The following is a 12,773-nucleotide window of genomic DNA, read 5'->3' as shown; positions in this document are numbered from 1 at the left end:
GCCGACTATGTTTTCGTGCTGTTTACAGTTGGAAAAAAGGACGAGGTACTTGAATTAGTTTTCTGCCTTATGTTTATCAAACCATGCCAAAACACTTGCTATTTTGGCAATTAAGTTACTGGGTTTATTGGCTATACCATGAGATGCACCCGGAATTCGGACCATCGCGGTCTCCACATTTTCTAATTTTAGAGCGGCATAAAACTGTTCCGATTCGGCAATTGGCGTCCGATAATCTTCTTCGCCGGTCAATAACATGGTCGGAGTACTTACATTGGCCACATAATTTAACGGAGAACGTCTAAAATAGTTTTCTGGATCCTCCCATGGTTTTTTTCCAAACCAGTATTTGGAGAAAAACTGTACCCCATCGGCATATAGGACAAAGCTGGCCCAATTGATAACGGGCTTTGCAACAACTGCAGCTTTAAACCGGTCTGTTTTGCCCACGATCCAAGCGGTAAGCACTCCTCCACCGGATCCCCCGGTCACAAATAAATTATTGTCGTCCACATAGCCTTTTTTCAAAAGGGCATCCACGCCGGACATTAAATCGTCGTAATCGTGATTGGGATAGTCATGATGAATTAGGTTGCCAAACTCTTCTCCATAGCTGGTGCTGCCTCTTGGGTTCGTATATAAAACTACATAGCCTGCTGCAGCGTATGCCTGAATTTCTGCGGAATACACGGCGCCGTAACTCGTAAAGGGCCCTCCATGGATTTCCAGGATCATAGGGTATTTTTTGTCGGGGTCAAAATCGGGAGGTGTAACCACCCAACCTTGTATCTTTCGCTGATCATATGAGGACTCCCACCACATCTCTTCTACTTTGCCCAACTTTTTAAAGGAGAACAAGTCGTTGTTCAAAGCGGTTAATCGTTTATGGCTTCGGGTATCGACAACTCCAAGATCGGACGGATGGTCGGTGTTTCCTAAAGTGTAGGCAAACTTATTGTTGGCCGAAGCGGAGAAACTGGCAGCATTGTAGGGTCTGCCCAAGGAAAGACCGCCCAAGCCATCGGTGATATCCCCCACTTTGCCAGAAAGATCAATGGATGCCAATTTTCCCATACCTTGGTCAGTGTATGTAAAATAGAAGCCGTTGCCTTTGCTGTTCCACGCCATATCTTCGATATCTCTATCAAAATTTTGAGAAATTACTCTAGCATCTGAACCGTCCGAGTTCATCACATATAGTCGGGTTACATGGTATCCCTGTAAACGATCATCGTATCCGAGATAGGCGATTTTTGTACCATCGGGAGATAACACTGGATTGCCATCTGGTCCGTAACGATCGGTTAATGGGGTTAACTCACCATTATCGATTTTTATCGAATAGATCTCGCTATCCGCAGGTTCCATTTCTTCATCTTTATGGAAGTTGGCACTAAAATATAACTTGGAGTTGTCTTTGGACCAGATAGGGCCGCCATGGTCGAACTCGGAAAACGTAAGTTGTTTTGGCGTTCCACCGGAAATGGGCAAAGTAAATAGTTGGGAGTTGCCTCCTTTGTAATAGCCCGCACCATCTCCGCGATAGTTCATTTTATCAATATACTTAGGGGGAGCGTTCCATTTGGCTCCCTCTGGTTTTGCCGGCATTTTAATAATGGATTGGTTGGCTTCGGGAACAAACATGTTAAATGCCACATACGAATCATCATAGGACCACGATACCTGTCCAGGCGACTGGGGAGTATTGGTCAAAGCCAAGGTTTCTTTGGTATCCAACCACATCAGATATAGTTTCATTTTGTCATCTGCCATATTGGATTTGAAAACGACCTTTTTGCCATCGTGCGACCATTTTGGGGCAAAATCGTTATGGTTGCCCGTGGTGAGCGGGCGGTTATTGGAACCGTCAAAATTAATGATCCAAAGATTGGAGAGGTTCCGGTCTGTCATAATATCCTTAAAGTTTCTGACATAGATGATCTTGGAGCCATCGGGAGAAATTTGAGGGTCGGATACATATTCCATATTAAAGATATCCAACAATTCAAGGTTCGATTGTACTTGACCAAATCCTAATGGGTTTATGGCCACAAACAATAATAAGGTAGCGATGATTTTTTTCATGATTACGGGTTGATTAGTGTCTTAAAAATAAGGATTTTATCCCGGGTTGGGGCTGGTATGTGGCAATAGTTGTAGATGGTACTTAAAATGGACCGTGCCTTATCGGAAATGTATGGGGTCAATTAGAGAAATGTTGACTGTTCTCTGCTGCTCGGTAATGATTAATAGGTGGTCGTCATGTTACTGTCCACACAAATAATAAAGTCGGCTATTCCTATGTTTTCTTCATCCAGTTGATGCACATTCTCCTGCATAACGGTCGAGATGGTTCCGTAGATCAAGTCGGGTCTGTTCAATTGTAAATACCAAAGAATACCTTCATAATCGTTGGAATGGTAGGCTCCATTGTAATGTATAAAAAGAGAGCCCTCTTTATAGTTCTTAAGAATAAAATGTGCCATGGTAGCATCTTTGATCGCTTGTGCCATTACCAATGTGGGGCTACCGTGATCGCCCATCATGGTTAGAATATTCTGGTATCCTGGCAATTCGGGGTCGTATGGAATGGGCAAGGGGGCAATCCATTCCTTTTCTCTGGAGGGCAATGTGTCCAATGCTTCAAAACCACCTTTGTAAACCATGCTAGCATAGCGTCTAGGTATATTGGATGCTACAAAAACAAGATCATTATCCTTGGCAATATCGACCAACGGAGCATAGTCGGTCTTATGGTTGTTCCAAAGTCTTGCGGTGGAATCCAATGCTTTGTAATCTATTGTTCCGGACAAATAATCGTTAAGCTCCTTTTGGTTATCGGCTTCGATCATTTCTGCTCCAAGAATAAGTGGCCGTTTGGTATGGAGGTCGGTAGTGAGCTCGTATTGTAACCAATGCGCAATGGGATTGTTGTGGAGTTCACCGAACAATACCATATTCTTTTTCTCCATGGTCTTCAACATTTTTTTGTAAGAGACCTTTTTGCCTTTGGCGTTATAAATAACGAATGGTATCTTTTGAGCATTTATGGTGGAAAAGCAAAAGGAGCATACAACTAACAGGAATACCTTTTTCATAACCCACATTTTATTTTTCCCATTCTGTATGGAAAATACCCTCACGGTCCAGTCGCTCATAGGTATGCGAGCCAAAATAATCGCGCTGTGCCTGAATCAAATTTAATGGCAAACGGCTACTGGTATAGGCATCGAAATAGGTGAGTGCGTTGGATAATCCAGGTAACGGGATACCATTCTCGGCACCATAACTTACCAGTTCTCTTGCGGCATCTACAGTGCTTTTCACTTTTTCCACAAAAGAAGGGGAAAGTAATAGGTTCTGTAAATCCTTATCGGTTTGGTAGGCCTCGGTGATATCGGCCAATAGTGCGGCACGGATAATACACCCGGCGCGCCATATTTTGGCGATCTCCCCCAGTTCCAATTCGTAACCATATTCCTTGGAGGCATCGGATAACTGGTGCATCCCCTGAGCATAAGTAATAATAAAGGCAAAATATAAAGCTTGTTCCGCTTTGTTGGTAAATTCGGATTTGTTTACAGCTTTTGGGAGAGGGCGATCATACAATTCGTCCGCTTTTGTGCGTTCACCCTTCAATGCGGAAATCTCTCGCATACTCACGGAAATATCTATGGTGGGTACGGGAATTCCCAAATCCATTGCGTTTTGAGAGGTCCATTTGCCCGTTCCTTTTTGTTTGGCCTTATCCAAAATCATGTCTACCAGATCATTGTTGGTCAAGTCATCTTTTTGGGCAAATATTTCGGAAGTGATCTCGACCAAAAACGATTGTAACCTTCCGTTGTTCCACTGAGAAAATGTGTTGTGCAGTTCGCTGTTGGAAAGTCCCCCTGCCTTTTTAAGCAGATCGTATATTTCCGAGGTAAGCTGCATCAATCCATATTCAATGCCATTGTGCACCATTTTTACATAGTTGCCGGCAGATTTTGGACCTAAATAAGTTACGCAGGGTTCACCTTGGTATTTGGCGGAAACAGCTTCGAAAATGGGTTTTACGTGCTGGTAAGCTTCCTTGGAACCGCCTGGCATAATACTTGGACCTTTACGAGCACCTTTGGCACCTCCCGAAACACCAGCTCCAAAAAAGTTGATGCCTTTTTCTTTTAAATAAGCTTCACGGCGATCCGTGTCGGTGTAGAACGAGTTTCCACCATCAATGATAATATCACCTTTATCCAAGTAGGGCAAAAGCCCATCGATTACACTGTCCACAATTTTACCTGCCGGTACCAACAACATAATTTTGCGAGGCATGGTCAGGGATTGTACAAAAGTTTTAATATCGGAGGTAGCATTGACCTTGGCCGCATCTCCACCTTCATCTATCAGGGCGTTCACCTTTTCTTCATCCAAATCGTTTCCGAATGCGGTAAATCCGTTATCCGCCACATTAAGAATAAAATTACGTCCCATTACTCCCAGGCCAACAAGACCAAAATCGTATGTATTTGCCATGATGTATTTTTCTGCTCTTTTTTATTGTTAAGACAACACTAAGGTTGATGTTTATTGAATTATGAACCTAAAATAAACCTTATCTTCGTGATGCTCAAAGATAATGATACCAACTTGAAAAAGGGTAAGAACCTTTGATGCAATACTCGCCAGAAAACAAAAAAATATATGAAAAAGACAGAGAATCAGATGCTCGTGATTTTTGGGGCATCAGGTGATTTGACCGCTAGAAAACTTATTCCATCGCTATTTAATCTATACATGGCCGACCAGTTGCCAAAAAACTATGTGGTACTTGGTGTAAGCCGGAGCAATCTTTCGGACGAAGCCTATCGTGAACGGGTTGTTTACAACAGTTCTTTTTTGACCGAAAAGACCAAGAATATCGATGAGGCTAAACTCAAGGGCTTTGCCGATAAACTCTACTATGAGGATATAGGGGATGATTATGATACGGACTACTCCAACCTGCGAAAACGTGTCGAATCACTTAAAGAAAAACACAATACCTCGGGAAACATCATATATTACCTCTCGACCCCGCCAACCTTGTACGAGACTATTGCACATAGACTTTCGGAAGTGAGGATGAATACCCAAAACAATGGTTGGAAACGATTGATCGTGGAAAAACCATTTGGCTACAGTCTGGAAACCGCAAAAAAACTGAACAAAGGCTTGCACCAGTACTTTAAGGAAAATCAGATCTATAGAATAGATCATTATCTGGGCAAGGAGACGGTACAAAACTTACTTGTGACCCGATTTTCCAATAGTATTTTTGAACCTTTATGGAACCGCAACTACATACAACATGTCGAAATAACCAATGCGGAAAGCGTTGGCGTTGAAAAACGTGGTGGATATTATGACAAGTCCGGTGCGCTCCGCGATATGTTCCAGAACCATCTTCTACAAATTGTATCCTTGGTGGTTATGGAACCTCCAATTGGTTCTGAGGCCGAAGAGATCAGAAACGAAAAGGTAAAGGCCTTAAAGTCTTTGCGCATAATGACCGACGAAAAAGAATTGGCAGAAAACACCATTCGCGCCCAGTATGTAGGGTCTACCATTAAAGGCGAAACCGTAAAAGGGTACCGTGATGAGGATGGGGTGGACCCAAATTCGACCACAGAAACCTATGCCGCAGTAAAATTCTACGTGGATAACTGGCGTTGGCACGGTGTTCCATTTTATGTGCGTACGGCCAAACGTATGCCCACAAAGGTGACCGAAATCGTTATTCATTTCAAAAAACCGCACCACCAAATATTTAAAGGTTCCGAAATGCAGGAAATGGACAATAAACTCATTGTAAGGATACAACCAGATGAGGGAATACTGGTCAAGTTCGGGGTCAAGGTACCGGGTCAAGGCTTCAAGGTGGAAAGGGCCAATCTCGATTTTTACTATTCCAGCTTGGTCGAAACCTATGTAATGGAAGCCTATGAGCGCCTATTGCTGGATTGTATGCAAGGTGATGCAACCTTGTATGCCAGAGCGGATGAGGTGGAAGCGGCATGGGAGTTTGTAGATCCGATTCTAAATTATTGGAAAAATGGCAAGGATGTTCGTATGTACGGATATGGTGCAGGGGCCTGGGGACCTGAAAATGCCGATGACCTAATTGAAGAAGAAGGATACTGGCGCAATCCTAGCGAGAATTTAGCCGACGACCCGGGATATTGTGTGATTTGTTAAATACAGTAAGCAGTAAGCAGTAAGCAGTAAGCAGTAAGCAGAAAGCAATCGGCAATGGTCAATACTTCTCTGTTATAATTATAATACTGGGCGTAGCCGAACTAAAAGTCGAGAACCGAAAACTAAATTAAGATGGAGTTAAAAATATATAGGGACAAGCAGGAAGTAGCCGAAAATTTTTCGGACTATTTTGTAAATAGAGTGAAAGAGGCAGGTGCTTTTCATGTGGCCTTGTCCGGCGGTAGTACGCCAAAAATAGTTTTTGATCTATTGGCCCAGAAATATGCAGGTACAGTGGATTGGAACAAAATACATTTTTATTGGGGCGATGAGCGTTGTGTGCCGCCGACCGATGATCAGAGCAATTATAAAATGACGGTTGAGCATCTTTTCTCTAAAATAGAGGTGCCCAAGGAGAACATCAATCGTATTTTGGGTGAAAAGGATCCCGTAAACGAAGCAATGCGATATGCCAATCTATTGGAAATTGATCTCGATAGGGTGCAAGGGGTTCCCCAATTTGATTTGGTAATATTGGGCATGGGCGATGATGGGCATACAGCATCAATATTTCCGCACGAGATAGAACTTTGGGATTCCGATGACCATTGTGTAGTTGCCAATCATCCAGAGTCCGGTCAAAAACGGGTATCCATAAATGGCAAGGTGATCAATGCGGCCAAAGAGGTGGCCTTTTTGGTCACAGGGGCATCAAAAGCCGAAAAAGTGAAGGTGGTAGTGGAAAAAACCGAAGGCTCCGAAGTTTACCCTGCCTCTTTGGTGAATCCTGCATCAGGAAATTTAGTTTGGTTTTTGGACGAGGAAGCAGCGGCCAAGCTCAATCAAGATCCATCTTAACATTTTCACCTTCCAAAAACTCTAAATATTCGTTTACTTTAAAGTTGTTGGATTCGTATTTGCTATCGCGTTTGTACGCTGATTGTTTACGTTCCTTGCTGCGGGCAAAGCGGCGTATATCCTGCTTTGTTTTTAGGATAAGTCCGGGCACTGCTTTGTTTTTGCCATCTTTTCCTTTGGCGACCATGGTAAAATAAGAGGAATTGCAATGTTTTACTTCTCCCGTAGTTACATTTTCGGACTCAACACGTACTCCCACCACCATAGAAGTTTTACCGGTATAGTTGATGGACGCTTTTAGCGTGGCCAGTTCGCCAACTTCGATCGGGTTAAGAAAATCCACCCGGTTTACCGATGCTGTAACGCAATAGCTTTGTGAATGCTTGGACGCACAGGCAAATGCAATTTGATCCATAAGGTTTAGGATGTGCCCACCGTGAACTTTTCCACCAAAGTTGGAGTGGGAGGGCAACATAAGTTCGGTTATGGACACTCTACTTTCTCTGGATGATTTGAACTTTTTCATAGTTTATAATTATCTCGTTTTTTCAAAGAGAAAAGTTGGTTTCCTTTGTATGCGGTCGTAAAAAGATAGCTTTAATTTCTAAAAATGGGTGATTTTTCGGATTTTACCTCGGTGATAAAGTATTTGGTGTCGCCCAACCAGAAAAAGGTGGCGTAGCGCTCCTTGTAGGTCATTTTAATATACTGTCCTTGGTATTCCTTCATTTTTTCAATGATTTCTTTTTCTCCATCTTCCACCGAAAAGGAGAATACATTGGTTCCGGATAATCCTTGGCTTATCTGTCCTTCCCATGTTTTTACCAATACACCTTTTCTACTGAACTTGATCAGTTCCCCGGAACGGTATCCCTCGCTATAGGGAACGTAATATACAAATGCAAAATATCCCAATGTGCCAATTACAATGACAGCAATAAAAATGGTAAGGAATTTTTTCATGGTTCGTTCTCTAGTTTAGTTCTTCAAAATCGTCTTCGTGGGCGCGTTTTAAATAATTTTCAGGCATATCCTTTTTGGCTTTAGCCCCCATCTTCTTTAACCTTTCAACTCTTCTAATCAAATTCCCATCTCCTTCAGAAAGCTTTTTCATTGCTCCAATATAAAATTCCTGTGACTTTTTAATACTTTTTCCCACCGAGTCCAGATCATTTATCAAACCGACAAATTTATCGTAAAGGCCTCCAGCCTGACGAGCAATTTCCATAGCGTTTCGTTGTTGTTTTTCATTGTTCCACATCGAATCTATGGTTCTAAGGGTAGCCAATAGGGTAGACGGGGTAACAATAACAATATTTTGTTCAAAGGCTTTATTGTAGAGAGAATTGTCCTCATTAATGGCGATGGCAAATGCAGGTTCTATCGGAACGAACATTAAAACAAAATCAGGGCTTTCCATTTCGTAGAGATCCTCGTATTTTTTGGAGGAGAGTTGTTCCACATGCCTGCGCAGTGAATTAATGTGGTCTTTTAAAAATTTAGCTTTATCCTCTTCTTCTGCATTGGTAAAACGTTCGTAATCGGTAAGCGATACCTTGGAATCTACCACCATTTTTTTGCCGTCAGGTAAGTGGATGATCACATCGGGCATAACCCTGCTGCCATCTTCACGCTTAAAACTTTGTTGCACACTGTATTCCCGATCTTTTTCCAAGCCGGATTTTTCTAAAACGCGCTCCAATACCAATTCGCCCCAGTTACCTTGCATTTTGCTGTCGCCTTTTAGGGCCTTGGTCAAGTTTTCGGCTTCTTGGGTAATTTTTAAGTTTTGTTGTTGAAGACTTTCCAACTGTTGTTTTAGGGAAGAGTTAATGCTAATGTTTTCCTTTTGGGATTTTTCAACTTTTTCCTCGAACTCTTTAATCTTTTTATTGAGAGGGCTGAGGATGTTTTCTATGTTCTCCTTATTGCTCTTGGTGAATTTTTCACTTTTTTCGTCCAAAATTTTGTTGGCCAAATTTTCGAATTCCTTTGTGAATTTTTCCTGTAGCTTTTCAACTTCTTCTTTCTGCTCTTTGTTCTTTATTTGAAGGTTCTCCAAATCTGCTTGGTACCGAACAATTTGATTGCTTTGCTGTTCTTTTTCCCGTTGCAACTGTTTTTGGTCCTCCTCGTTTAGCTGTATTCTATCTTTTAGGGATGTGATAGTGGCGTTTAGTTGTTGTTCCCGCTCCCCCCAAACACTTTCGTTCGATTTGGTTTTCAGTTTTTGGATATAAATACCGACAAAAAGGCCCAGGGCCATTGCTATTAAGCCAATAATCAAATAGATAAATACTGTGCTCATTAAATTGTTTATTGAAGATAAAGATAATGGATTACAAAGATAAAATGTCATTTGGGCTTTGTAGGAAATCCACAATATAAATATTGACTGTTTTGATTTAAAAAAGCAGTTTTGTGCATCAGGAATGTTGTTCCTATTTTGAAACTTTATACGTACCGGTTTTAGCATCAAACTTTACCATTTCCGATGGAAAAAGACGGTCAAAGTGCTGCTTTTCTATCAATTTGCAGGGGTCGCCAAAGGGTTGGTCCTTACCGTCCAAAATTAATATTCGATCGCACAGTTGGATGGCCAATTCTATTTCATGGGTTGTAAAAAGGATGGTTTTATGTTTGTTGTGGGCCAATTCCTGGAGCATTTTAAGAATCTGTACTTTGTGGTACAGGTCTAAGTGGGTGGTAGGTTCGTCCAGCAAAATAATGGAGGTGTCCTGTGCCATGGCGCGGGCCACCAGTACCCTCTGCATCTGGCCATCGCTGAGCTCATGGCATTTTCGGTGTTTAAGGTCTTCCAGCAAAAAAGCGGCCACACTTGATCGTATCTGCTCCTTGTCCAGTTCGGTAAGTGAGCCCAACCAATTGGTGTACGGTTGGCGGCCCAAGGCAATCAATTCTTGAACGGTCAGATTTTTAGAAGCAGGTTGCTCCGTCAATACCACGCTAAGTTCTTTGGATAAATTGGAAGCGGTGTAATCTTTCAAGTTTTTATGGTTCAAAATTATATCACCGGAAATTTTGGGTTGAAACCCGCCCAAAGTGCGAAGTAGAGTAGATTTTCCAATACCGTTTATGCCCACAATTCCGCAGAGCATTCCAGCTTTTAAGTCAAAATTGATATGTTCAGCTACGACTCTTGAATCGTATCCAATGGCCAAATCCTTTATGGATAGTATGTTTTCGTCAACTTTAGCCATTAGAACATCATTTTGCGTTTACGGACCAAAATCCAAATAACAACCGGTGCACCGACCAAAGAGGTGATGGTGTTTATGGGCAATACACTAGCGGAGTTGGGCAATTGGGCCAAGGTATCGCACAACAACATTAAAATGGCCCCGTACAGCATTACGGCCGGGATCAATACTTTGTGCTCCATGGTATCAAAAATTTGACGGGTAAGGTGCGGAACGGCCAGGCCAACAAAGGCTATTGGGCCGGCAAAAGCTGTGATGCCCCCGGCCAATAATCCAGTGGCGATAATGATGGTCAATCGTGATTTTTTCAAGGAAACCCCCAAGCTTTGCGCATAATTTTCACCCAACAAAAAAGCGTTCAATGATTTAATGGAGCGCACACTGAGCAACACCCCCATGGCAACAATAGTTCCTAAAAGCAATAATTGGTCAATAGATAGGTTCCCAACGCTTCCGAACGACCAAAAAATAAAGCGTTGTAAATTTTCTGCGCTCGAAAAATAAGCGAGCACACTGACTATGGCCGAGGTAATACTACCGAACATCAAACCAATGATCAGTAAAGCCATGGTGTCCTTTACCCGTTGTGCGACAAGCATAACAACAAAGAGAACCAAAAAGCTTCCAATGCTGGCCGCGATGGCAAGGGAAACATCGCTCAAAAAAGAAAAGGTAGCAAAACCGGTTAAAAATGTTGACCCCATTAACAGTAGTGCGGCACCCAAACTGGCCCCGGAACTTATTCCCAAAACAAAAGGTTCGGCCAATGGATTTCTAAACAATGTTTGCATTAAAAGACCGCTCAAGGATAATCCTGCGCCAACCAATATGGAGGTAAATGCTTTTGGAATCCGATAGTTCCATATAATATATTCCCAAGAGTCTGTCTTTGGCAATTTTCCAAGCAAAATAGATAGCACGTCGGCAAAGGGGATGGAAACCGATCCTGAACTAATATTCAACAACGAAGAACATAATAATGCAACCAACAATAGCAAAAAGGAAATGCGATATGTTCTTGTGAATGGCATTTATTTTATGGGTTTGATAAATTGCAGCTGGTGTTCTGGTAATAATTCCGGATGCAATATCTTAATAAAATCCTTTAAGACCACATCGGGTCGGTGAGGTGCCGATTCGTAAAAAATAAGTCCACCGGTTTCGCCTTTTTCAATGGCATTGGAATATACTTTTTGGTTCGTAAAAGCAGAAAACCGGCCGTAATGTGTATTTGCGGCTTTTATTTGGTCGTAAGTGGTTTGTGCTGATGGGTTAAACCAAAATTCGGCATCTTGGGCTTTTTCCAAAACCGATTCGAGACTTAGCCCAATGCTTCCTGTCTCGGGTGTGGAAGCCCACGCATAATCGGCATTTGCATCTTTTATAAAGCGGGCCATCCAGCTTTGTCCCCCAGCCACATACCACACATCCTTGTAAAGTCCCCCAGTTAGCACGGTAGGTTTGGATTTTGCTTTTTTTGCAATCTCTTTTGCTTGTTTGTAAGATGATTCAACTTCTGTGAAAATACTATCGCCCAGGGCTTCCTTATTGAAAAATGGAGCAAAAAACTTGATCCATTCGGCTTTACCGAGCGGGGTATGCTCCACCCAATCACCATTGTAGGCTACTGGAATTCCTGCCTGTTTTAAAATATCGTAGGCCTTGTTCTCCTCATTAATGCTAAATCCAAAAATAAGTTCGGGGTCTAGGGCCAGTACCATTTCTGTGTTGAGAACATCATTCATTCCCAAATCCTTTATGTGCCCTGCCGAAATTCGCTCTCTGGCCTCGGGTGTTGAAATGTAGTCCGTATTTGGAAAGCCGATTACGGTATTTAACGCCCCAAGTTTTTGTAAGGGTTCTATGTGGGTAGTGGAAGTAAGCACCACCTTTTCTACTGGGGTGGCGATAATGGCATCGTATGCATCTTTTGGTAGAGTAATGGACGGTAATTTTTCCTTGGGAACCAACGCATATTTAAAACTTTTTGCCCCGGGCCAAGCCCCGGTGACCTCTATTATTGTAAGATCGGTCTCTTTGGTTACTTTAAATCCGGTTGCATATTTTACTTTAGAATCTAATTCTTGATTTTGGGAAGGTTGCTGTTTTTTTCCCTGTTTGCAACCTACCGAAGTCATCAAAAGAAATCCTAAAACTAGAATTGACCATTGTTGTTTTGCCATGGCCCAAAAGTAAGATTATTTAATTTTTGAGGAAAAAGATTAAACAGATTGATTAGCTTTGGCCTCGAATTTTGGTTCTCACGGTTTTCCGTGGGATTAAAAGGGAATCCGGTGCAAATCCGGAGCTGTTCCCGCAACTGTAAGTTGTGCCCAAGAATTACTGTTTTTTTAAAAGTAAGTATTGGGCGTTTGTCTCATCTTCTAAAACCACTGTCCAATGGGCGGGAAGGTAGGAGGCAAAACACAAGCCAGGAGACCTGCCACATTCAAACAAACATTGTTAAACTTTCGG

Annotated in this window: 11 protein-coding genes and 1 riboswitch; of the genes, 2 read left to right on the top strand and 9 right to left on the bottom strand. The window is 42.3% G+C overall.

From position 1 onward, the window contains the following. Window positions 1-54: 54 nt before the first annotated feature. From ACXAFK_RS12595 to gndA, 3 genes are all read right to left on the bottom strand, one after another. Window positions 55-2,085 (bottom strand): S9 family peptidase, encoded by a 2,031-nt coding sequence (locus ACXAFK_RS12595; protein WP_474957989.1) that lies wholly within the window; start codon window positions 2,083-2,085, stop codon window positions 55-57. 161 nt (window positions 2,086-2,246) lie between these two features. Further along, on the bottom strand, window positions 2,247-3,098 hold the full coding sequence (locus ACXAFK_RS12590; RefSeq protein ID WP_474957988.1) for a ChaN family lipoprotein: 852 nt from the start codon (window positions 3,096-3,098) through the stop codon (window positions 2,247-2,249). A 10-nt stretch (window positions 3,099-3,108) separates the two neighbouring features. Then, window positions 3,109-4,518 carry an NADP-dependent phosphogluconate dehydrogenase gene (gene gndA, locus ACXAFK_RS12585; RefSeq protein ID WP_474957987.1) on the bottom strand — a complete coding sequence of 470 codons (1,410 nt, stop codon included), beginning with the start codon at window positions 4,516-4,518 and terminating at the stop codon, window positions 3,109-3,111. 168 nt (window positions 4,519-4,686) lie between these two features. Here gndA and zwf point away from each other — a divergent pair, with 168 nt between their 5' ends. Next, window positions 4,687-6,219 carry a glucose-6-phosphate dehydrogenase gene (gene zwf / locus ACXAFK_RS12580; protein ID WP_474957986.1) on the top strand — a complete coding sequence of 511 codons (1,533 nt, stop codon included), beginning with the start codon at window positions 4,687-4,689 and terminating at the stop codon, window positions 6,217-6,219. 132 nt (window positions 6,220-6,351) lie between these two features. After that, on the top strand, window positions 6,352-7,077 hold the full coding sequence (pgl, locus tag ACXAFK_RS12575; RefSeq protein ID WP_474957985.1) for a 6-phosphogluconolactonase: 726 nt from the start codon (window positions 6,352-6,354) through the stop codon (window positions 7,075-7,077). Here the strand turns inward: pgl and ACXAFK_RS12570 are convergent. The 6 genes from ACXAFK_RS12570 to ACXAFK_RS12545 form a co-directional block, all read right to left on the bottom strand. Continuing rightward, window positions 7,058-7,603 (bottom strand): acyl-CoA thioesterase, encoded by a 546-nt coding sequence (locus ACXAFK_RS12570; protein WP_224837791.1) that lies wholly within the window; start codon window positions 7,601-7,603, stop codon window positions 7,058-7,060. The genes pgl and ACXAFK_RS12570 overlap by 20 nt on opposite strands. Before the next feature lie 71 nt (window positions 7,604-7,674). Then, a complete protein-coding gene (locus tag ACXAFK_RS12565; protein ID WP_293296239.1) occupies window positions 7,675-8,040 on the bottom strand; it encodes a 6-phosphogluconate dehydrogenase in 366 nt (121 codons plus the stop codon). A 10-nt stretch (window positions 8,041-8,050) separates the two neighbouring features. Further along, window positions 8,051-9,385 (bottom strand): DNA recombination protein RmuC, encoded by a 1,335-nt coding sequence (rmuC, locus tag ACXAFK_RS12560; protein ID WP_474957984.1) that lies wholly within the window; start codon window positions 9,383-9,385, stop codon window positions 8,051-8,053. Between the two features lie 133 nt (window positions 9,386-9,518). Then, window positions 9,519-10,298 carry an ABC transporter ATP-binding protein gene (locus ACXAFK_RS12555; RefSeq protein ID WP_338196075.1) on the bottom strand — a complete coding sequence of 260 codons (780 nt, stop codon included), beginning with the start codon at window positions 10,296-10,298 and terminating at the stop codon, window positions 9,519-9,521. Continuing rightward, a complete protein-coding gene (locus ACXAFK_RS12550) occupies window positions 10,298-11,329 on the bottom strand; it encodes a FecCD family ABC transporter permease (protein ID WP_474957983.1) in 1,032 nt (343 codons plus the stop codon). Before ACXAFK_RS12550 ends, ACXAFK_RS12555 begins: the two co-directional genes overlap by 1 nt. Further along, window positions 11,330-12,481, bottom strand: coding sequence for an ABC transporter substrate-binding protein (locus ACXAFK_RS12545; protein WP_474957982.1), 1,152 nt, complete (start codon window positions 12,479-12,481; stop codon window positions 11,330-11,332). It abuts the gene before it with no gap. Between the two features lie 55 nt (window positions 12,482-12,536). Continuing rightward, window positions 12,537-12,760, top strand: a riboswitch (cobalamin riboswitch). Window positions 12,761-12,773: the final 13 nt, after the last annotated feature.

The sequence above is a fragment of the Flagellimonas sp. ABD4_174 genome (assembly GCF_056160185.1).
This window is presented reverse-complemented; position numbering and strand designations above follow the sequence as displayed.